At 64.8% G+C, this 21,222-nt stretch carries 21 protein-coding genes; 10 read left to right on the top strand and 11 right to left on the bottom strand.

The features are described from left to right. From aceB to ACX80C_RS09360, 6 genes are all read left to right on the top strand, one after another. Complete coding sequence (aceB, locus tag ACX80C_RS09385) at positions 1–1,599, top strand: malate synthase A (protein ID WP_459326202.1); 1,599 nt, start codon at positions 1–3, stop codon at positions 1,597–1,599. Continuing rightward, complete coding sequence (locus ACX80C_RS09380; RefSeq protein WP_459326201.1) at positions 1,600–2,868, top strand: DUF6986 family protein; 1,269 nt, start codon at positions 1,600–1,602, stop codon at positions 2,866–2,868. It begins immediately after the preceding gene. A gap of 2 nt (positions 2,869–2,870) precedes the next feature. Beyond that, positions 2,871–3,683 (top strand): bifunctional allantoicase/(S)-ureidoglycine aminohydrolase, encoded by an 813-nt coding sequence (locus ACX80C_RS09375; protein ID WP_459326200.1) that lies wholly within the window; start codon positions 2,871–2,873, stop codon positions 3,681–3,683. A gap of 518 nt (positions 3,684–4,201) precedes the next feature. After that, positions 4,202–5,224 carry an ABC transporter substrate-binding protein gene (locus tag ACX80C_RS09370; RefSeq protein ID WP_459326199.1) on the top strand — a complete coding sequence of 341 codons (1,023 nt, stop codon included), beginning with the start codon at positions 4,202–4,204 and terminating at the stop codon, positions 5,222–5,224. A 13-nt stretch (positions 5,225–5,237) separates the two neighbouring features. Continuing rightward, positions 5,238–6,374: a FecCD family ABC transporter permease gene (locus ACX80C_RS09365; RefSeq protein ID WP_459326198.1), complete on the top strand. Its 1,137-nt coding sequence runs from the start codon at positions 5,238–5,240 to the stop codon at positions 6,372–6,374. A gap of 8 nt (positions 6,375–6,382) precedes the next feature. After that, positions 6,383–7,201, top strand: a complete 819-nt coding sequence (locus ACX80C_RS09360; RefSeq protein ID WP_459326197.1) for an ABC transporter ATP-binding protein — start codon at positions 6,383–6,385, stop codon at positions 7,199–7,201. On the opposite strand, the gene ACX80C_RS09355 is transcribed toward ACX80C_RS09360, so the two are convergent. The 5 genes from ACX80C_RS09355 to ACX80C_RS09335 all read right to left on the bottom strand — a co-directional run bounded on the left by ACX80C_RS09355 (position 7,164) and on the right by ACX80C_RS09335 (position 13,992). Beyond that, positions 7,164–8,522 carry an MATE family efflux transporter gene (locus ACX80C_RS09355; RefSeq protein WP_459326196.1) on the bottom strand — a complete coding sequence of 453 codons (1,359 nt, stop codon included), beginning with the start codon at positions 8,520–8,522 and terminating at the stop codon, positions 7,164–7,166. The two genes, ACX80C_RS09360 and ACX80C_RS09355, sit on opposite strands and share 38 nt — an antisense overlap. Then, a complete protein-coding gene (locus ACX80C_RS09350) occupies positions 8,519–9,745 on the bottom strand; it encodes a YcaO-like family protein (RefSeq protein WP_459326195.1) in 1,227 nt (408 codons plus the stop codon). Before ACX80C_RS09350 ends, ACX80C_RS09355 begins: the two co-directional genes overlap by 4 nt. After that, positions 9,742–11,136: a YcaO-like family protein gene (locus tag ACX80C_RS09345; protein WP_459326194.1), complete on the bottom strand. Its 1,395-nt coding sequence runs from the start codon at positions 11,134–11,136 to the stop codon at positions 9,742–9,744. The genes ACX80C_RS09350 and ACX80C_RS09345 overlap by 4 nt, the downstream gene beginning before the upstream one ends. Further along, positions 11,133–11,993 carry a hypothetical protein gene (locus tag ACX80C_RS09340; protein WP_459326193.1) on the bottom strand — a complete coding sequence of 287 codons (861 nt, stop codon included), beginning with the start codon at positions 11,991–11,993 and terminating at the stop codon, positions 11,133–11,135. Before ACX80C_RS09340 ends, ACX80C_RS09345 begins: the two co-directional genes overlap by 4 nt. A gap of 259 nt (positions 11,994–12,252) precedes the next feature. Further along, positions 12,253–13,992: an L-aspartate oxidase gene (locus ACX80C_RS09335; protein ID WP_459326192.1), complete on the bottom strand. Its 1,740-nt coding sequence runs from the start codon at positions 13,990–13,992 to the stop codon at positions 12,253–12,255. 71 nt (positions 13,993–14,063) lie between these two features. Here ACX80C_RS09335 and ACX80C_RS09330 point away from each other — a divergent pair, with 71 nt between their 5' ends. Further along, entirely contained in the window at positions 14,064–15,011 is a 948-nt protein-coding gene (locus ACX80C_RS09330) for a LysR family transcriptional regulator (RefSeq protein WP_459326191.1), read from the top strand. A 135-nt stretch (positions 15,012–15,146) separates the two neighbouring features. Here the strand turns inward: ACX80C_RS09330 and ACX80C_RS09325 are convergent, their stop codons facing one another. The 4 genes from ACX80C_RS09325 to ACX80C_RS09310 all read right to left on the bottom strand — a co-directional run bounded on the left by ACX80C_RS09325 (position 15,147) and on the right by ACX80C_RS09310 (position 18,104). Beyond that, complete coding sequence (locus ACX80C_RS09325) at positions 15,147–15,446, bottom strand: DUF4193 family protein (RefSeq protein WP_459326190.1); 300 nt, start codon at positions 15,444–15,446, stop codon at positions 15,147–15,149. A gap of 115 nt (positions 15,447–15,561) precedes the next feature. Next, positions 15,562–16,635 carry an alkene reductase gene (locus tag ACX80C_RS09320; protein WP_459326189.1) on the bottom strand — a complete coding sequence of 358 codons (1,074 nt, stop codon included), beginning with the start codon at positions 16,633–16,635 and terminating at the stop codon, positions 15,562–15,564. Positions 16,636–16,869: 234 nt separating this feature from the next. Next, the gene (locus ACX80C_RS09315; protein ID WP_459326188.1) at positions 16,870–17,442 is read right to left on the bottom strand and encodes a GNAT family N-acetyltransferase; all 573 of its coding nucleotides are present in this window, start codon (positions 17,440–17,442) and stop codon (positions 16,870–16,872) included. A gap of 140 nt (positions 17,443–17,582) precedes the next feature. Continuing rightward, entirely contained in the window at positions 17,583–18,104 is a 522-nt protein-coding gene (locus ACX80C_RS09310; RefSeq protein WP_459326187.1) for a hypothetical protein, read from the bottom strand. Between the two features lie 387 nt (positions 18,105–18,491). On the opposite strand from ACX80C_RS09310, the gene ACX80C_RS09305 reads away from it, so the two are divergent. Continuing rightward, positions 18,492–18,836, top strand: coding sequence for a TfoX/Sxy family protein (locus ACX80C_RS09305; protein WP_459326186.1), 345 nt, complete (start codon positions 18,492–18,494; stop codon positions 18,834–18,836). After that, positions 18,833–19,444, top strand: a complete 612-nt coding sequence (locus ACX80C_RS09300) for a LysE family translocator (protein WP_459326185.1) — start codon at positions 18,833–18,835, stop codon at positions 19,442–19,444. Before ACX80C_RS09305 ends, ACX80C_RS09300 begins: the two co-directional genes overlap by 4 nt. 7 nt (positions 19,445–19,451) lie before the next feature. On the opposite strand, the gene ACX80C_RS09295 is transcribed toward ACX80C_RS09300, so the two are convergent. Then, the gene (locus ACX80C_RS09295; RefSeq protein ID WP_459326184.1) at positions 19,452–19,898 is read right to left on the bottom strand and encodes a MarR family winged helix-turn-helix transcriptional regulator; all 447 of its coding nucleotides are present in this window, start codon (positions 19,896–19,898) and stop codon (positions 19,452–19,454) included. An 84-nt stretch (positions 19,899–19,982) separates the two neighbouring features. Here ACX80C_RS09295 and ACX80C_RS09290 point away from each other — a divergent pair, with 84 nt between their 5' ends. Then, positions 19,983–20,525, top strand: a complete 543-nt coding sequence (locus ACX80C_RS09290) for an NADPH-dependent FMN reductase (protein ID WP_459326183.1) — start codon at positions 19,983–19,985, stop codon at positions 20,523–20,525. Here the strand turns inward: ACX80C_RS09290 and ACX80C_RS09285 are convergent. Beyond that, positions 20,501–21,142 (bottom strand): maleylpyruvate isomerase family mycothiol-dependent enzyme, encoded by a 642-nt coding sequence (locus ACX80C_RS09285; RefSeq protein WP_459326182.1) that lies wholly within the window; start codon positions 21,140–21,142, stop codon positions 20,501–20,503. The two genes, ACX80C_RS09290 and ACX80C_RS09285, sit on opposite strands and share 25 nt — an antisense overlap. Between the last annotated feature and the right edge of the window lie 80 nt (positions 21,143–21,222).

Genomic DNA, 21,222 nt, shown 5'->3' with positions numbered 1-21,222 from the left:
ATGGCTATCGAACTTATCCGTACGACGCCGATTGAGGGCGCAGAGACCATCCTCACCCCCGAGGCGCTCCAGTTCATTGAGAAACTGCACCAGAGATTCAGGGACAGCAGGGATGAGCGGCTGACGGCCCGCGCAGCGCGGCGAGAGGAAGTGGCCGGCACCGGCCGCCTGGACTTCCTGGCTGAAACAGCCGATGTGCGCAACGGCGAGTGGACCGTTGCGTCTGCTCCTCCACAGCTGCAGGACCGCCGCGTCGAAATGACCGGACCTGCCTCGCCCGCGAAAATGGCCATCAACGCCTTGAACTCGGGCGCGAAGGTTTGGCTTGCGGACCTTGAGGATGCCAGCTCGCCGACCTGGTTCAACGTCGTCGACTCCCAGGTGAATCTGTACGGAGCGGCACGGGGCTCGCTGAGCTATACCTCGCCCGAGGGCAAGGAATACGCGCTGCGCACGGACGCGCCGCTCGCCGTCGTCGTCGCCCGTCCTCGCGGCTGGCACCTCCCGGAGAAGAACATCATTATCGATGGGAAGCCTGCCATCGGCGCCCTGGTCGACTTCGGGCTGCACTTCTTCCACAACGCCAAGCAGCTGCTGAACCTCGGCAGCGGCCCCTACTACTACCTCCCCAAGCTGGAGAGCCACCTTGAGGCGCGCCTCTGGAACGAGGTGTTCGTCTTCGCCCAGGACTACGTGGGCGTTCCACAGGGATCCATTCGCGCCACGGTGCTCATCGAAACCATTCCGGCCGCGTTCGAAATGGACGAGATCCTGTACGAGCTGCGCGACCACGCCTCGGGACTGAACGCCGGGCGCTGGGACTACCTCTTCAGCATTATCAAGTACTTCCGCGACGGCGGAGAGACCTTTGTTCTGCCGGACCGCGCCTCCGTCGCCATGACGGCGCCGTTCATGCGCGCCTACACCGAATTGCTCGTCAAGACCTGTCACCGTCGCGGCGCCTTTGCGATGGGCGGCATGGCGGCATTCATCCCCAACCGCCGCGAGCCGGAAATCACCGCCCAGGCCATTGAGAAGGTTCGTGCGGACAAGACCCGCGAGGCCAATGACGGATTCGACGGCTCCTGGGTTGCCCACCCCGACCTGGTGCCCGTATGCCGGGAGGTCTTCGACGCCGTTCTTGGCCGGAAGCCCAACCAGATCGACCGGCAGCGTCCCGAAGTTGATGTGACGGCGGCGCAGCTGCTAGACGTCGAATCCGCCGAAGGCGACGTCACCGAAGTTGGCCTGCGCGCAAACCTGTACGTCGCTGTGGCTTACGTTGCGGTGTGGCTGTCCGGCAACGGCGCGGTCGCTATCCACAACCTCATGGAGGATGCCGCCACGGCGGAGATCTCGCGCTCACAGGTGTGGCAGCAGCTCCGGAACAAGACAGTGCTTGCAGACTCAGGCAACACGGTTACCCGCGAGCTGGTGAACACCATCCTCGCTGAAGAGACCGAGAAGCTGCGCGGCGAAGTTGGGGATGAGGCCTTCACGAAGTTCTATGAGCCTGCCAGCCGGCTTATCGCCGACATCTGCGTCTCCGAGGAGTACACCGACTTCCTCACCCTGCCCGCCTACGAGTTGGTGAGCTGAGTGGAATTCGCTCTCGGCTTCGATGACCACGCCGCCATTGACCGGCAGCTCGCGGACACCGACGCGTTGCTGGCCAACAACTATCCCGGCGACAGCGGCGCCCGGCAGCCGGTCCACACTGTCTATGTGCCAGCTGATCGCTACCAGCCCTCCCTCCCGGGTGACTGGGGGAGGGAGGCATCCGCCGCCGTCGAGCGCGCCGGGGGTATGGGCGCGCTGTGCGCGACCTTGGGAGTGTCCGACGACGTCGCCCACCTGGTGCGTGCGAAACTCGCCACTGAGCCGATCGAGGACCTGCGCCTCGACTTCGAGGACGGGTACGGCAACCGGCCCGACGACGAAGAGGACGCCGAAGCCTCCCGCGCCGCAATCGCTGTGGCGCGTGCGGTGCGGGACGGCATCGCTCCGCCGTTCATCGGCATCCGCTTCAAATGCTTCGAGGAGGCAACCCGGCGTCGTGCACTGCGCACGTTGGACCTGTTCGTGGGCGGGCTGCTCGCGGAGGGACCACTGCCGGACGGGCTGGTGCTGACGCTGCCCAAGGTTTCCACGGCGGCGCAGGTCGAAGCAATGGTGTTTGCCTGTCGAAGGCTTGAGGCTGTGCATGGGCTGGAGGCCGGGCGGCTCCGGTTCGAGGTGCAGATGGAGACGCCGCAATTGATACTGGGCGCAGACGGAACCGTGCCGGTGGCCCAGTTGCTGCACCGCGACGAAGGCCGGGTATCAGCTCTGCACTACGGTACGTATGACTACAGCGACTCGCTGCAGATTGCCGCCGAATACCAGTCGATGGAACACCCCGCCGCAGATTACGCGAAGCAGGTCATGCAGGTGGCGGTCGCCGGGACCGGAGTCCGGCTCTCCGATGGATCGACGAACATCCTGCCCGTTGGGTCGCCGTCGGACGTTTCTGCTGCCTGGCAACTACACGGCCGGCTGGTGCGGCGCTCCCTCGAGCGCGGCTACTACCAGGGCTGGGATCTGCACGCGGCGCAGCTGCCGAGCAGGTTCATCGCAACCTATGCCTTTTACCGCGAGGGACTTCCGGCCGCGGCCCAGCGTCTGCGTAACTACGTGCACCAGTTGGAAAGCACCATCCTGGATGAGCCTGCTACCGCCCGCGCACTCGCCCGGTTTGTACACCGGGGCGTGCTGTGCGGTGCAGTCACCGACTCCGAGGTCAGCGAGCTGGCCGAGATTTCCCTTTCCGAACTGGAAGCGCTCGCGCATCCCCGGAAACATCCCACTACAACACTCTCGAAGGACTGACGTTGAGCACCTACTACGCCCCCGAATCCGTTCTGCCGCCGCAGACGGATCTGCTGACCGGCCGCGCCGTTGTGACCGAGGCCTACACCGTGATTCCGCGCGGTGTGCTGCGCGACATCGTGGTGAGTGAACTCCCGGAGTGGACGGGCACCCGCACCTGGGTACTGAACCGTCCCGTAGCCGGAGGCGCGACCACCTTCGCCCAGTACCTCATCGAGGTGTCACAGGGCGGTGGCTCCACCAACCCCGAGCCCGAAGCCGGCGTTGAGTCCTTCGTTTTCCTGCTCGAGGGTGCGCTGACCATCAAGCTTGAGGGCGAACTGCATGACCTGACTCCCGGCGGGTTCGCCTTCATCCCGCCGGGCGCGGAGTGGGAGGTTTCCAACTCAGATCCCGAGCCCGCCAAGTTCCAGTGGATCCGTAAGGCTTACCAGCCGTTGGCGGGTCACACACCGAAGGCCCGGGTCGGCAACGAGAAGGACATCGAGCCCGGGGCGATGCCGGGCACCGACAACAAGTGGCGCACTACGCGGATGCTGCCGACCGATGACATGGCGTACGACATGCACATCAACGTCGTGACCTTCGAACCGGGCGCCGTCATCCCGTTCGCCGAGACGCACGTCATGGAGCACGGGCTGTATGTGCTGGAAGGCAAGGCCGTCTACCGGCTGAACCAGGACTGGGTCGAGGTCCAGGAGGGTGACTACATGTCCCTCCGCGCGTTCTGCCCGCAGGCATGCTACGCCGGCGGACCGTCGAACTTCCGGTACCTGCTGTACAAGGACGTGAACCGGCAGATCAAACTGACGTAGATTCGCCGCGCAAGCCGGCCCGGCGTCGTTGTGCCTGCCCGGATTTGCTCGCCTCAGAGCCGCACCGATCCGTTCGGTGCGGCTTTGAGCGGTTTGTGCTGCTGTTTGTAGCGCTCCCAATGCGGACTATTGGTGCTCGGTGGAAGCTGACTGATTCAAACCCGCATGGAATGGACACCGACTGCAGGTGAAAGGCATCCGGATACAGTCCACCGGCAATGGTCTCGACGGCACTGATGTTCCCGCCGCACCCCGACACCGGACCCGCCCCCGACCAAGCCGGGTAACGACGATGACCTCCCGTCGACCGGTTCCGCCATCCCGTTCGCTGCGCTGATCCTCGGGTCGCTGTTGCTGCTGCTCGGTCCGACCCAATTCGTGCGGCTTTGGCGCCTTTGTGCTGGGCTTTGTGGTTTGCAGCCCCGGGAAACTGGTCGCGGTCGCCGTCACCGAGTTTCAAAGCCGCATGGAATCGATCCTGGACATCAGTCATAGATAAGAATGAGTATCATTAGTATGTGAACTCGTATCCTGCGTCTCAGAACCTTACAAAACGCCACCCTCTTCGCCTGCTTGCCGCGTTCGGCGTAGCCGCGTTGCTCCTCTCCGGATGCGCTCCGGACCAGCCCGCCACGGGGTCAGCCAGCAACGCTGCTGATTCAGCGGGAGCCGATGCCACAAGTTACCCGCTGACCGTGCAGAACTGTGGCCGCGAGGTGACGGTTGAGGAGCAGCCGGAAGCCGTCGTCGCAATGGATGGCGCGGCCGAAACCGTCTTCGCGCTAGGGCAAGGGGGTGCGGTCAAGGGCTACTTCGGCGCAACCGCGGACAGCCTGCCCGAAGCCCTGGCGGGCGAGGCATCCAAGACCGAGCACCTCGGCGGTACGTTCCCGGCGCCTAGCCTGGAGGCGATCATCGCCGAGGCTCCCGATCTCGTCCTGCTGTACGGCTACTACGAGGAGGCCGGGGTAACTGCCGAGCGCCTCGATGAGCTGAATATTCCGCACTTTGTCCTCAACGAGGCCTGCGTGGAGGGCGACACCTCAATGGATGGCTATCTCGACGACGTCGTCACCATAGCCACGGTGCTTGGCGTCCCCGACAAGGGGAAACAACTTGTGGAGGAGTGGACCAACCGTATCGACGAGGCCGCAGCGGATGAACCGACCGGCCACACCGTGTTCATTCAGGGCAGCCCGGATCCGGCGAGCGTCTTTGCCTCGGGCGGTACCAGCTTCGCGAATAGCCAAATCGAACTCGCGGGCGGAACCAACATTTATGCGGACAGTGATGAGGGCTACCTGACCCCGTCGTGGGAGGACGTCGCTGCGAAGAACCCTTCAGTGATCGTGAACGGCGTCGCTGATGGGCCCGGGGCGATGGAGAGCCTCAAGGGCTACATCAATGACAACCCGGCTCTCGCGGCGATCGACGCAGCAAAGGAAGACAGGTACTTCGGCATGAAGTATGCCGAAAACGTTCCGGGCCCGCAGGCGGTCGAGGGGACCATCGCGCTCGCTGAATTCCTCGCCGCGAACTGAATCTGATTCAGTAATGGCCACCCCGAACAAGGGAGACACCCGGGTATTCGGACGCGGGACATTTGTCTCACCGGCCGAGGCGCAGTCTGGATCTTTCCGGCAACAGCAGACGCCCGGTCCGTCCCGTGCGAACGTCCGCCGGATGCGTCCGTGGGTCTTCAGTATGGGCATGCTGGTGATTCTCGCCGCCGGTCTTCTGGCTTCGGGCATGGTTGGCGGGGAACCAGCGTCACCCGGTCAGGTGCTCGACATCGCCTACCGCCGGCTGTGGGGCCTCGAATACGTCGCCGGCAGTGAGCTCATCATCTCGGAGATCCGATTACCGCGCGGCCTGCTCGCCGCGGCAGTCGGGGCATCACTGGCGCTGGTGGGCTGCATCCTGCAGGCGATCGTGCGGAACCCGCTCGCGGACCCGTCCATCCTGGGCGGGACCGCAGGCGCATCGTTAGGTGCGGTCGGGGCGATCATGGCCGGGGGTGCGGGCCTGTTCGGGCTGGGTGTGGCAGGCGGTGCGTTCCTCGGGGCAGCAGTAGGTTTCGCCTCCGCGATGGCGCTGGCTGCTGGCCGGGCAGGCCTATCGCCGCTGCGACTGGTGCTGGCCGGCGTCGCCGTCAGCTTCCTGTTCTCGGCGCTGACTTCGCTCGTGATCCTCCGGGCTGGAGATGACCGACGGCTTCGCTCCGCACTGTTTTGGCAACTCGGTTCGGTGGCGAGTGCTACGTGGGACAGCCTCCTGCTTCCGTTGATCATGCTGGCTGTGGGGGTGGGGTATCTGCTGGTTCGCGCCCGCCGGCTGGATGCGCTCGTGTTTGGCGATGCCACCGCGCATTCACTGGGTGTGAACCCTCTGGCACTGCGCATCGAACTGCTCATAGCGAGCGCCCTGATCACTGGCGTCAGCGTTGCCCTAGCAGGGGGAGTGGGCTTCGTGGGACTGGTGATCCCCCATGTGGTCCGCATGGTCGTCGGCCCGTCCCACCGCGCCCTCCTGCCCTGCAGCATCACGGCGGGCGCGGCGTTCCTGGTGCTTGCCGACGTCGTCGGGCGCGTGATCGCTCTCCCCAACGAAGCACCGCTGGGCGTGGTCACCGCACTCGTCGGTGCTCCGGTTTTCGCCTGGCTGATGCGTACCCGGATGAGGCAGGACTAAGGAGAAACATGAGTACGACGGCGGCAACGCACGCACGCGGTCCGGCAGCCTACGCGGAAACACAGTTGAGCGTCGGCGTTGAGGGCGTGACCATCAGCCTGGGCCGTACGCCCGTGGTTCGCGGTGCTACGTTCACCGCGCCGAAGGGAACAGTGACCGCACTGATTGGGCCGAACGGCAGCGGCAAGACAACCGTCCTGAGGAGCGTCATCCGGGCTGTTGCACCGGACACGGGCCAGCTCAGGCTCGGTGAAGAAGACCTCCTGCGCCTCAGCCGCAGGCAGGCAGCGGCGCAGGTTTCCGCCGTCGTGCAGGAACCGGTGCAGGCCGCTGGGCCGACGGTGCGTGAGGTCGTGAGCCTGGGAAGACTGGCGCGGCTTGGCGATTTCGGCCGTTTCACCGCGGAGGACCGCGCCGCCGTCGTGCGTGCCATGGAAGCCGCGGAAGTGTCCGGAATGGCCGAGCGCGACATTGCGACCCTCTCCGGCGGGGAGCGGCAGCGCGTCCAGGTGGCGCGGGCCCTTGCGCAGCAGACGCCGGTCCTGGTGATGGACGAGCCCACCAATCACCTGGACATCCATCACCAACTGGAGCTGTTAGCACTCCTGGATAGGCTCGCGTCCGAGGGCCACACAGTGCTGGTGGCGTTGCACGACCTGACACTGGCCGCACGGTGGTGCGGCCACATTGTGTTGATGAACGACGGCGGTGTTGTGGTCTCCGGCGATCCGCGTACCGTGCTGGTTCCCGAGAATGTGCGGCCGGCGTTCCGGGTTGACGTCGAGTGGCTCAGGGTAGCGGGGCAGGAACGGCTCCTCGTGCTGTGAGCAGGTGCTTCCGGGTTGAAGCGAGGCCGATGGTCAGGAAAACCGACCAGAACACCAGGTGGGACACGAAGATTCCGGTCAGCGAGAGGTCCCAGACCCGCGTCAGCAGCCAACCGAGGGGCAGGAAGACCGCGTACTCAGCGGTCAGGCTGGCCCGCAGGGGGGTCCGTGTGTCCTTGAAGGATCGCAGCACCGAGTTGTTGCAGACCACGAGGGCCATCGGGACGGCCTGCGCGAAAGCGAGCCACACGTAAGCGTTTGCGAGGCGGGCCGTTTCGGGCGGCGCTATCGAGTGCATCAGCAGCGGCAGGCACAGTCCGCCGATCACGAGCAGCAGCACCGCGGTGCCCAGGCAGAGCTGGATGCTGTTCCTGAGCGCGCACCGCATGGCGGGGAGGTCTTCCGCCCCCAGGCTGCGCGCCATCAGCGTGGTAGCGGCCGAGCCGAGGCCAACCAGGATCACCCACACATAGCCGGTTCCCAGTTCCAGATACCGGACGGCACTCAGCGCCGCGCCCCCCGATTCCGAGAGCAGGAACGTCACCACCACCGCCGCTCCCGCACTGCAGGCCCCGAGCACCGCTTCGGGCCAGCCGAGTTGAAGCACCGTCCGGTGCAGAGCGCCGGCACGTACGACGACGGCGCGCACCCGCACCGCGGCTTCGTTGCGCAGGCGCCGGGCCGAATTCCAACCCAGAAGCACGGATGTGCCGGTGGCCAGGCCGAGATAGGTTCCGACGGCCACGCCGTGCGGGCCGATCCATTGGCTGAGGAGAATGGAGGCTACGACGTCGACGGCGGCGCTCGCGAGGGAGGCGGCCAGCACCACGCGCGTGGTCCCCGAGCCGGACGCGAAGCCGCGGAGGACCGCGCTCGCGGCGGCAAGCGGCAGTGCGCAGGAGGTGATGCGAAGCAGAAGGGATGCCAGTTCGGTATCCGCCGACGATCCGCCGAGCCACTGGGTAGCCAGCGGAGCAGAGAGCGCCAGCAGTGCGCCAAGCGGCACAGCGATCCAGAGCGCGACGGCGAACCCTGCCGATGCCGCAGCCACCGCCTCACGCTCCTCACCGGCACCCAGATGCCGGGCAACCAGCACCTGCGTGGGGATGCCCATCCCGGAGATGAAAAGGATCGCAACCCCGAAGATCGAGGACGAGACGACGGCGGCGGCCACCGTCATTGCAGAGAAGCCGCCGAGCAGCACGGCGTCGTTGCTGGCGACGAACATCGTGACCAGCCCGCTGCCGATCAGTGGCAGCGCAATCCGTAGCAGTTCCTTGCGGCTGGTTCCCGTTTTCTGGCGAGCCGTTGCGCCTTTCATGCGAGCGGCACCGGAAATCGGGTGGCGGCACCTTCCGGCAATCCGAGGTTCAGCAGCGCGCCCGGTTGCGGGGACTCCAGACCCGGGCAGAGCACCCGCGCTACCGAGAGGCCCACAGCAGCGGCGTCCGGGTGATGGAGGGCGCCCGCGTACACCGGCCGACCGGCCGTGTGCAGGGCCGCGATGGGGTCAGGGCAGGTTGCCGGTTCCGCGCGATCGGGGCTTATTGCGTCGCAGGGTGCGGCTTCGTCCAGCCACGTGAGGAAGCCCTGCTGTACTGCGGGGTCGAGGTACAGCTGAAGCGTGGATGCGTGATCAACTGCGGCTTCGAGGCCGGGACCGTATGCTCCGAGATAGTCACGGCTAATCCGGTAGGGCTGCAATCCCGCGGCTTCCGTGATCTCCGGTGCTGTATCCGGATCGGCCAGCTCGGCTGACTGCGCGAGTGAAACGGCAGCTTCTTCCCAGGCTTTGCGGGCGGCCGCCTGCCACGTGCTTCGGCATGCCGCGCCGATCCCGAGCAGCCCGCGCTCCGGGTTCCTGAGGGCGAGCATCATGACCGGAGCCCTAACGCCCCCGGGGACAGCGAAGAGCCGCGCGGTGACGTTCTGTTCCACGTGCACACGAAGGTAACCGGGCAGCGGAACCTCGTGCAGGCGGAGCCGCTGCCGCCAGGCATGCGCAACGTTGGTCCGCTCAATCAGCTCGAACCCGCCCGCGCGCACCGCGTCGGCAGTGTCCGCGCCAGCAGCGAGGCCAACGGATCCGTGCGGAAACCAGCCCGGGCCGTAGAGGGTAAGGGCATCGGCCGGAACCCAGACGCCGCAGCGGGCCGAGGTTACGTCGTCGAGCGATTCCAGTTGTGCCACCGGGCTCACGCCGTCGAGGCCAAGGGGAGCCGCCGCCGTCGCCGGGCAAGCGAACCGGGAGTCATGGAGGAAGACGCTCGCCGGCGGGGGAGTGGCCTGTTGCCGGGCGGGCCGCAGATCGGGGTGCCGCTCGACGGCTTCCGCCAGGCAACGCATTCGAGCTTCCTCGTCGCTGCCGAGGCTTGCGCCCGCGGCTACTATTCCACGGAAGCAGAGGTGGTACCTGTGAACGCCGAATTCAGCCTGTGCGCCTGGTCCGGGCTGCGGCGCGCCAACAATTCCGGTGCGGAAGTCGGCGAGCGCGTCCCAGCTGACCGTACCCCCGGGCCGGACCAGAACGGGATTCGGGCTCATGTGTGCGGAAGGGGAGCGAAGTTCGCGGTGGAGTCCGTGAGCGGTTCGGCTGCGAAGCCGAGCTCCACCGGCTCCGTCCGCCACCTCTCCCCGGCGAGGTAGGGGCAGGCCGCCGGCGCGTTCGAGTAGGTCCCCGGCGCGACGACGCGGACCACTGCCATGCCGGCGTTCGCGATGTCGGCCGTCGTGAGATCGACGCGGATCGGTGCGAGTCCGAGGCCTTTCAGCGCGTTGCTGTAGTGCGTGTAGGGGTCGCCGACGACGGCGGGCACATCGCCCAGTTCCACCTCGCGGGAGGCGTGGAACAGGTGCTCGGTCAGCGGGCGGGTGGCTGGATCCAGGTAGAACTGGGTCTGGCAGGTGAGGTCCACGATGTCGCCATAGTCCGAACGGTAGCTCCGGGCGTAGGCCCGGTCGCTACGGAACGGTTTCATGGGACTTCCGTCCACAAGGCCCAGTTCGATGGCCCGCCAGGGACCGCCGTCGGGGTCCAGAAGACCTTTCGCGTAGGAGCGGAGACTGAGCGCTTCACCGGCGGCCTTGAGAATCGCGCTTTCAACATCCGGCCGTGCGGCCGTGCCCAGAGTGACGAGGTCCAGTTCGCTGTCACGGAGCACGACGGCGACAACCGGAACCCCGTACCGGTTGGGGATACCCAGGATGGTGTAGCTGATGGGGCTGGTCAGGCCGTCGAGCTCCAGCCCCGAAGCAAGTGCAATGCGCAGCGGGTGGCTTGACGGCACGTTGATTTCGGTGGCGGGTGCTCCCGCGCGCCACCAGATTTCGACGGCGTCGCGCTCGATCACCTCTTCCATGGCGCTTAACGTGGCATGCCTGAGGGAGGATCCTGCTGCGATTCCCGCGTAGATGAGATGGTTGGTCCGCGTGTCGTCAGCGCGCGGGCCGGTGAAGAAGTTAGCCCATGCGAGGGCACCGGGAACCAGGATGGCTTCGCCTGTGGGGATGTCCGTGCCCTCGGTCCACAGTTGGTTCAAATCCCGGGTCATCGGCGTGAACGGGAACCCAGGGTCCGCGTACTGGGCGTCCGAATAAAGCAGCACGGCCTGCGGGTCGAGTGCGGTGCTTCGCGCTGCGTTCAGCTCATTCCAGCTGGAGCGCGTGAGGATGTCCGGCACCAGGTTTCCGCAGTACCGTTCCACCGCTTCCCCCACGGCGGAGGCCATGGCGGTGTGCAATCCGGTGAACGAGGTTCCGGTGGACATGCGGTCCGCCGGCCATTCCATCAGAACCGACGGATTTGCCACATGCCCCGAGACCATGGTGATTGCATGCGGCCACTCCGGCGGATTTCCGTAGGTTTCGAGTTCAGTGAGGATGCCGGTGCGGGGATCGACCAGCAGGTCGAAGTTCGGCAGCACGGTTTCGCTCATTGGGCCATCGCCTGCGGCTGAATGAGGACGGGGTGCCGGGTGATCTGCAGGTCCCGGTGCACCACGTGCTGGGTTCCCACCAGCCTGTCCCTGCCCTCCGGCGTCGCCAACGCTTCGGCGATGATGTGTGAGGCGAGGGCGATCATGGCGGGACGGACGGCGGGTGGGCCGGCGCCGAGGAGACGCGCGTCGTCGTCGTACGCGTTCCACAGGCCGGCCAGCGCCTCGGGGGCGACGTGCGCGGTAAGGCGGCGGAAGCGCAGGTCGGTGTAACCGGGCGAGCTCTGGCGCGCGAGTCTCAGGGGTCCGAACGCGACGGTTCCCTGCTCGCAGAAGGCGGTGAGCAGGGCGCTGTTCTGCCGCTGGGTTTGATTGTCGACGTCGGTGAGCCAGCTGTCGGCAAAGTTGTCGGCTGCGGCGATGGTGAGGGAGGCATTCGCCTGGTTTCGCTGGACGTCCCAGCCGCAGGGGCTGGCGCTCAGCAGTTCGGCCAGGTGTTCTGCCAGTTGACCGTCGCCGAGGATTGCGATCGTGGAGAAGGGTGGAAGCGTATGGGTTTCGCTGGTCAGGTAACCGTTTTCGGTGAGGGCGATGACGACGTCGGCAAGCCTCTCGGGCTCGAGCGCGCCGTCCTGGATGCCTTGGAGGAGCAGGGACAGGTCGTGGCCGGCGAGGCAGATTTCGGCGAATTCCTCGTCGGCATTGACGAAGGTCGCGGTGGCGTCGGCAAGTGAATTTTCGGGCGCGTCGCCGTACACGGCGGTTCCTGCGGCGAAGGTGTGGGTGCGCACGGCGCGGGTGGTGGTGGCGGTTGTCACGGGAGCTTTCTGGTTGTGCCGCTCGGGTGTGGAGCCCATGATGGTGGGCTCCACACCTCAGACAGCTTTTGACCGTCGGATTGAGCGGCTGGTTACTTCCAGGCGCGGAGTGCAACCACGGTGGGGTGGTTGGAGGAGTGCAGTGCGACTCCTGCGGCGCGGATTCCCACCTTGCTGAAGGCTGCCTTGCGTGCGGATGTGTTCTTCATCAGATACCTCTTCCTGTTGTCGTGACTGATGCGCCCGATGACGCTGACAACTTCGAGGATAACTTAATGCGAATGATATTCAATAGCCACTATTCGACGAGCTTGCCGGCCACCGAGTCATCGGCGTCAGCCTCGGCTAGCGCCCGGAAGGAGCCGGGCGCCGGGGGTAACGCCTCGAAGCTGACTCCGTCCGCTGGGGACCAGACAAAATTCCCCTTGAGGGAGGGGTCCATCGCCGGGAAGTCCGCACGGTTGTGAGCGCCGCGGGTCTCGCGACGCTCGAGGGCACACTCCAGGGTGGCTCGTGCGGCCAGCAGGGATCCGAGGAGGTCGTAGGCGTGCGCCAGGTCATCGAACCCGGCAATGTCCGGATGGGCGGTGACGTTCCGGGCGCGTTCCTCCAGCATGGAGAGCTTGCTCAATCCCTCCTGCAGGCCTTCCTCGGTGCGCACCACGCCGGCGTGCTGAGTCATCACGTTGCGCAACTCGCGTTGCAGGCGCCGCACAGACTCGGTTCCGTTTCCGCTCAGCAAGGACTGCATCTCATTCCGGGCCAGCCCGACGGCGGCGGGATCCCGCCGCACACTGGTGCGTGACAACACGTATCCGGCGACGTGCTCACCGGTGATCCGCCCGTAGACGAGCAGCTCAATCAGTGAGTTGCCACCCAGACGATTGGCGCCGTGCAGGCCGGAGGATGCCTCGCCGATGGCATAAAGCCCGTCCACCCCCGTTCCGTGGTCCTCCGGCGCAACCCGGACCCCGCCCATCGAGTAGTGGGCGGTGGGGGCGATCTCCATCTTCGTGGTGGTGATATCCAGCATTTGCAGGTCGATCAGGGTGCGGTACACCCGCGGCAGTTTCTCGAGAATGGTCTCGCGCGGCAGGTGGGAAACGTCCAGATAGACCCCGCCCTTTTCAGTCCCCCGGCCCTCGGCAGCCTCGGTGAATGCGGCCAGGGCAACCCGGTCCCGGGTGGAAAGCTCCATACGCTCGGGATCGTAGCGTTCCATGAAGCGCTCGCCGAGCGCGTTGGTGAGGATGCCGCCCTCTCCGCGGGCCGCCTCGGAGACCAGGGTGCCGGCGGCGTCGTCGGGCTCCAGAAGCCCTGAAGGGTGAAACTGGACCAATTCAGCGTCGCGGATGCGCGCCCCTGCCAAGGCGGCCAGCCGGAAGGAGTCGCCCGTGTTCTCATCGCGCCTGGAGGAGGTATGGCGCCAGATGCGCGTGTGCCCGCCTGCGGCCAGAATGACCGCATCGGCATGGATTCGCACGGGAGTGCCGTCCACGATGTCGAACCCGTAAGCGCCAAAGACCGTGCCGTCGGAGACGAGCAAGCGGGTGATGTAGACAGTGTCGATGACCGGCACGTTCAACTCAGCTGCCCGGCGCATCAGGGTGCGCTGGATCTCCAGGCCTGTGTAGTCACCGGCATAGGCAGTGCGGCGATGCTTGTGAGCGCCGAAGAAGCGCTGTGAGATGCGCCCGTCCTCCTCCCGCGCGAACGGCATCCCCCACTTCTCCAGGTCCTCGATGCCGCGGGCCGCGTTGCGTGCCACGGTCTCGACGATTGCTGGGTCCGCCAGGAAGTAGGACTCGCGCAGAGTGTCTGCCGCGTGCTGCTGCCAACTGTCCTCCGGGTCCATGGTGCCGAGGGCGGCATTGATCCCTCCGGCCGCCAGGGTGGTGTGGGCATCATGCTTTCGGCGCTTGCCGACCGCGAGCACCTGGACCCCGCGTTCGGCGAGTTCTATGGAGGCGCGTAGCCCGGCACCGCCCGTGCCGATGACCAGTACGGAGGTGGACAGAAGCCGTTCGGGAAGGTTCATGTTCCCCACGTTATGGACTTGCGCTCAATGTATCCAATGCATTGGTTGAGTTGACCTGATGCGTTTATGCTATGACAGTGAAACTAGACCAACTGCGCTCCTTCGAAGCGGTGGCACGAGTGGGGCATTTCACTCGCGCCGCGGAGGAGCTCTATCTCGCTCAACCGTCCCTGAGCCGCCAGATCGCCGCGCTCGAGGCGGATCTGGGTACTGAGCTATTCCATCGCGGGCCCTCCGGGGCGGCGCTGACCGATGCCGGTGAGTTGCTGCTCCCTCTCGCCCGGCGGATGCTCGGCGACGCCCGGACCGTCCGCGAGCAGATGGATGAACTGGCGGGGCTGCACCGTGGCCGTGTTCGGCTGGGCGCCCCGCCTACCCTCTGCGTCTCGCTGGTTACCGAAGTGCTGGCTGCCTTCCGCGCCGCGCATCCTTCAGTGGCGTTGCACGTAATGGAGGCCGGTTCCCGCTTTTTGATGGACGCTCTCAATGAAGGCGCATTGGATCTGGCCCTGGTTGTCACCCGCGGAGAGGGCTCGGCTGTACCGGGCACCGAGCTGATCCCGCTGCTTTCCGAGGAACTGGTGGTCGTATTCTCCGCCGGTTCCCGGGCGGTGGAGGAGATTTCGCTGCGGGATTTGGCCCAGATTCCTCAAGTGGCATTCAACCGCAGCTACGATCTTCGTGTGGCCACCGATGCAGCGTTCTCCGCCAGTGGCCTCGAACCTTTGATCGCGGTGGAGGGAGCGGAAATGGACGCTGTGCTGCGCTTTGTCGAACGCGGGCTGGGCGTGGCGGTGGTGCCTGCGATGGTGGTTATCGATCGGCCCGGCTTGCGCAGCGCACGTCTGGTGAAGCCCTCCCTGACGCGGACCGTTAATCTGGCGCGACGCAATGACGTCGGTCCGTCTGCCGCTGCGGCCGCCATGCAGCAGTTCGTCTTCCGCGCCGTGGACCGGCTCACGGCACCGGGCACCGACCTTGCGCAACTGGTCACTGCGGTACCGCGGTGGTTGAGATGACAGCGCTGCCGGACCCGGTGTGGCCCGAGCGCTCGGGATTTTGGCCGCAACCTGTTCGTCAACGCGACTGGAATGCTGGTGATCTGCATCGCGACGCTGGTGTTCAGTTTCCTCGTTTAGCGCGTTCGAGCAGTGTCAGCCTTCGCAGTCCACGCAGTAGGAGAGCTCGTCTTTCGTCCTGGCGATCTGGGAACGGTGACGTACCAGGAAGCAGGAGTTGCACATGAATTCGTCGTTGCCCTGCGGAACGACGTGAACAACGAGTTCCTCCGCGACGATTTCACCGCCGGGCCCCTCGGCGTCGAGACCCTCGGTCTCATCCAGTTCCCTCACAACGCTCTTGGCAGTCGGCGCGCTGGCCGACTGCAATGCCTGCAGGGATTGCTCCTGCGACTCCTTCACGTCCGAGCGAAGTTCGTCGTAATCAGCTGCCACTTTTCAAAGCCTCACTTCTTCAGAGATCGAGTACGGGGAATAACGTACAGCCTGCCGTCGGAATTCCCTAAGTGCCGACGTTGCAGTCCGCAAGAAACCCGACATCGCTCCGTCGCTAGGACGGCTGGTAGGCGGGGTAATCCGTGTAGCCCTCGGCGCCGGAACTGTAGAAGGTGGCCTGGTTCGGTTCATTGACCGGCAGGCCTTCCTTCCAGCGGCGCGCCAGATCCGGGTTGGCAATCGCCGGGCGACCGACGACGACGGCGTCCGCCAGCCCATCCGCGACCAGTGAGATCGCCTCATCCCGGGTGGTCATTACGCTGAAACCGGTGTTCAGGAGAAACGTGCCGTTGAAGCGCCGGCGCAGTTCCTGCACGAGTTCACCGGCAGGCTCACGGTGGAGCACGCTCAGGTAGGCGAGGCTAAGGGGCGACAGGGCCTCGGCGAGCAACGCGTAGGTCTGTCGGGAGTCTTCGTGATCGAGTTCGGTGGCTCCCTGGACGTTGTGCTCGGGCGAGATCCTGATCCCCACTCGTTCGGCACCGATCGCGGCAACGACGGCTTCGGTCACTTCAATCACGAAGCGGGCACGGTTCGCAGGTGAGCCGCCGTACTCGTCGTCGCGCTGGTTGGCAGCCGGGGAGAGGAATTCGTGCAGCAGGTAACCGTTGGCAGCGTGCAGCTCAACGCCGTCGAACCCGGCCTCGATCGCTTTGAGCGAGCCCTGCACAAACTCCTGAAGCACGCCGGGGAGTTCGTCCGTGGTGAGTGCGTGAGGGACCGGATACGGTTGTTTGCCCTTGTAGGTGCGGGTCATGCCGTCGATCGCGATGGCGCTGGGACCGACCACGGTATGACCGCCGTTGGTGTCCTCATGCGTGACCCGGCCGGCATGCATCACCTGGGCGAAGATCCGGCCGCCCTCAGCGTGGACGGCTTCGGTGACCCTGGACCAGCCCTCGATCTGCTCATCAGTCGCGAGGCCGGGCTGTCCGGGAAAGCCCTGCCCGGCATGGCTGGGATAGGTGCCTTCACTAACGATGAGCCCCAGTGTGGCGCGTTGGCGGTAATGCTCGACGACGATCGGGCCGGGCACGCCGTCCTCGCCGGAGCGGCACCTTGTGAGCGGAGCCATCACCAGTCGGTTGGGCAATTCCAGTTCACCAAGGGTCATCGGGGAGAAGAGCATAGGGAAGTCCTTTCACTACAAGCGTTTCACTCGGAAACGATTGTTGCCGGGGCAACTATTCCGGATGGGATGCGGATCACACGCATTGTGGTTTGAAGGGCTCGCTCAGTACTCAGCTTGGCTCTGCGTCCGCCATCAACTGCGCCCGCGAGATGTACTCCGTGGCGCGGACGAATTCGGGATCCGTCATGCGCTGCTCCATCTCCGCCGGAAGTGCGCTGACGATGCACCTCGCTATCGCAGCGCCAGTCGCATCACCACTCGCGGGAAGCCGCCGGAAACCGAATCCGTATCGGCGGCCTTCGTGAAACCTGCTTGTTCAAACAGCGTGCGGGTTCCCACGTAGGCCATCGTGAGGTCAACCCTCTTGCCTTGGTTGTCCACGGGGTAACCCTCGATCGCCGGCGCACCCTCGGACCGCGCGTACTCCACCGCTCCTTCAAGAAGCGCGTGGGAAATCCCTTTGCCACGGTGACCCGGACGTACGCGAACGCACCACACGGACCACACCGCTTGATCATCCACGTGCGGGATTTTCCGGGACCGCGCGAACTGAATTTCCGCACGTGGTGCCACTGCTGCCCAGCCGACGACGACGCCGTCGTCGTATGCCAACACACCCGGCGCGGCCTCGCGGCCACACAGTTCCCGCACGAACTCGCCGCGTTCGCGTCCGGTTAGGGAGCGGTTGGTCTTGGCGTCCAACCGATGGCTGAGGCACCAGCACACGGACGAGTCCGGATTCTTCGGGCCGAGCGTGGTGGCGACGTCGTCGAACTCGGTTGCTGGCCTCACCTCGATGCTCATAGGTCCAAAGTTACTCTTGCGAGGGTTCTCTTCCCGCAAGCCCGCCGCCGCTGACCCGGCCGGGCACAGTGATTCCGGGAGATCACTATGCCCGGCTTTGGGCTACCAGCCGTGGAAGGCCGTCCGGTCGGGAGCCTGGCCTAGCTGTCGGCGTCCACAGAAGTGTCGACATTCTGGGCAACGATGTAGTTCTCACCGTCCCAGTCAGCAAATGCTTCGTCCTCGAGATCCAAGCCGGTCTCCTCCTCAACCGTCGGGAGATCGAATGACTCATAGACCGTACCCGTTACGGAAACAGTCAGTCCTGGAGTTACTTCCTCCATCTCACCCTGAGCGACCACCAGGAGGGCTTCCACCGTCGTGTCATCGGTGCCCGCGATGGTGAAGGATGTGTCGGACACAATCTCGTTCACATCCGCCGACAAGGTCACTTCCTCGTTGACGTAGCTGTCATAGTTCTCGTAGAAGTCGGTGTCGTAAACGCCGTCGTAGGGTCCCGATTCCGCATCTACGGCGTCATCTTCCTCGGCTATGTCTTCGACGTCGGCTCCCGTCTCAGTTCCGGAAGTGCTGTTGCACCCGGCAAGGCTCAGCGCGGCGATCGGCAGGATGCCGGCCATGGCAAGTTTCCGGGTCCGGCTCATATGCGTGTGCGTAGTCATCTCGCATTCCTCCTTCGATGGGTTGGTTGGCGGCGCTTTCAACCAGATTGATGTACTGCTGCGCCGTTCCCACTCACCGTAAGCACGCTTACTTTTCTCCTTCAATGAGCGATATTTTCTCGTTATGCAGACTGCTGGACGTCGTCTGTATCGGCGCAGACGCCTGATCCCCTGACTCGCGGGGATCAAGGGTGGATCGGCTTTTGGGCCGGATTACTATCTAGAAACGGGGATCGTTATTTCCGTGTAACGCAGCGGTTTAGAACTTGGTCATCGGGCTTGGACCACACAGGCGCGATTCAGCGCAGGGTGCCTCCCTTGGCTGGAAGTCTTCCCCGCGTGGCTTCGGGGATGTAGCGTGCACCTTCTGGAGAGATGGAGATTGCCGTGCCTGATTGGGAATTGGCGGATCGTATCCGCGATGCGTTGGCAACTCAGGGCGTGGTGCGCGAGAAGAAGATGTTCGGCGGGCTCTCCTTCATGGTGAACGGGAAGATGGTGGTGAGCGTAAGGCGCGACGGCGACTTGCTGGTTCGCGTAGATCCTCGCCGCAGTGCCGAATTACTTGCTCTCAGCGGCGCGCGGCCAGCTGTTATGGGTGCCGATCGGCCGATGGGTGATGGCTGGATTTCGGTGGGTCCGGAAGCGACGGCCACAGGGGAGGGGCTCTCCTTCTGGGTCGGCGTGGCCCTCGAGTACAACGCGCACATCCGAAACGAGGACCGCGAGTGAGCATCGCATTTCTACTGACAACGCTCGTCATTGTGGCGACGCCGGGCACGGGAGCCCTGTACACGATTGCCGCCGGCATGGCCCGCGGAACCCGGGCAAGCCTGGTCGCGGCGTTCGGCTGCACTCTCGGCGTCGTTCCGCATATGGTTGCTGCGATCACCGGGCTCGCTGCGCTCCTTAATGCCAGCGCCATCGCGTTCCAGACCATCAAATACCTTGGCGTGGCCTACCTGCTCTATCTCGCCTGGCAGACCTGGTGCGACAAAAGCTCTCTTGAGGTGGATGCGCGTTCGGCACCTGCGTCCGACTGGAACGTCATCCGCTCAGCGATCCTGATCAACGTGCTGAACCCGAAGCTTACGGTCTTCTTTTTTGCGTTCCTCCCGCAGTTTGTCCGCCCGGCCGAACCTGACGCCTGGCTTCATATGGCCGGTCTCAGCCTCGTGTTCATGGGCGTCACTCTGGTGATTTTCGCGGCCTATGGATTGTTCGCAGCCGCGATGAGGAAGTACGTGATCACCCGGCCGAGAGTAGTGACGTGGATGCGACGCACATTCGCCGCAACGTATGTTGCCCTTGCCGGACGGCTGGCCCTGCAGGAGCGCTGAGGCCCAACTATTCCGCGGGTACGGGGCGGCCCTTCAGGCTCTGGGCGAGGTCACCGAGCGCATCGATAAGATCGGAGACCTCTGTTCTGGCCAACCCGGCGGTGGTTTCTTCGGCGATGTCACGCCAAACCGACGAGAGTTGCTCGGCTACTTCCCTTCCCTGCTCAGTGAGATTTACGACGACGGCGCGGCGATCCTCTGCGGATGGTTCCCGCCGAATGATGCCATTGGCTTCCATCCGGCGAACCGCCGCGGTCATCGTGGGGGGCTCACATCCCGCGGCGACGGCAAGCTGGGCCTGACTGCGCGGGCCATGACGGGCTAGCTCCATAATCACCGTCTCCTGCCCAACCGCCAGACCGATGCGAGCCAGCGCGGCACCCGCCAAGGCGCGATGCCGCATTCCAATGGTTCGGATGGCCGCATTGAGTGATCGCACTTCGTCTTCAGTCATTGGAACCCTTGACATCTATTAGTTAGTCACCTAACTTTAATTGATATAGTTAGTCAACTAACTATATCAAGGAAGGAGCACAGGATGAAGATCTTGGGTATCTCGGGTTCCACCAGGGCGGATTCGTTCAACAGTGCGCTGATCCGCATGGTCGCAACCGCCCTCCCGGAGCATGACGTCGAGGTGGTGGCGAACCTGGCTGCGCTGCCCTATTACAACGCGGACGACGAAGCGCGCGAAATACCGGATGCCGTTGAAAACCTGCGGCAGCTGACAGCCCAAAGCGACATGTTGGTCATAGCAACTCCCGAATACAACGGCACAACACCCGGCGTACTCATGAATGCTGTCGAGTGGGTGTCCAGGCCGCACCGCAGCAGTGCCCTTACGCTGAAGCCGGTCCTTGTGATCAGCGCATCACCCACACCGGGTGGCGGGCGTCGCTCTGCCGCGCACCTGCGCAGCGTTCTGGAACGGATCGGCGCTGATGTCAGTCCCGTCGAGTTCGCTGTTCCCAGGGCTCACGGCGCTTTGAACCCGGAAACCGCCGAGTACCGGGAGACCTCGCAGCGCCTTGATGGCGTCCTTCGAACCGTTGCGGCTCAGTCGCCTGCGCTCGCTGGATAGCGAGCTTCCAGAACGGCCTTCCCCGGACCGTTGAGATCGGCCAAAGCGGTCCTGCGGCCCGATACCGCCATCAACAGTGAGATCGCCGACCCCTCAACGGTTGGCCCGGTACCGGAGGTGAACTCAGCATCGGTCGCGGTGACTGTGAGACCGGCGATCAGGTCTTTCCCGCCGCCCATCGCAACGCTGGTGCGCGCTTGCAGCGCAAGGGCACGAACGACGGCGGCAACCGGGTAGTCGCGCACGATACCAAGGGGCCGGCGGATGTCTTCACCATGCACGAACGCCTCGACGAGCCGTGTGTCCTTGGGTGCCGGCGGAGATGAGGTGCGGAACTGTACGGCGCGAAATGCGGCGAGCGTCTCTGCCTGGCTTCCCTTTCGCTCATCCGCTACTTCGTTGGCGTTCGCCTTGTCGAAGTCGAAACCGGCCGCCGCGAAGTGCTTGATGAAGATCCAGGGTGTGGTCTTGGCGGTGGCAACCAGGTGCGCGACGACGTCGTGAACGTCCCAGCCGGGACACAACGACGGCGTGGTCCACTGCTCGGGTGTCAGCAGTTCGAGATCGTCTGCAAGCGCGATGCGTTCTGCGTGCACGGTGGGCCAGATATCGGTCATGTCGAATGCGCCTTTCAGGTTGATCGCTACCCCTGAGTAGACGCGGGACGTGTCGGAAAGTCATCGGTGTGCCCATGGCA

Source organism: Arthrobacter tecti, assembly GCF_054511355.1.
The sequence above is the reverse complement of the archived record's forward strand: the minus strand, read 5'-3'. Positions and strand labels throughout refer to the sequence as shown.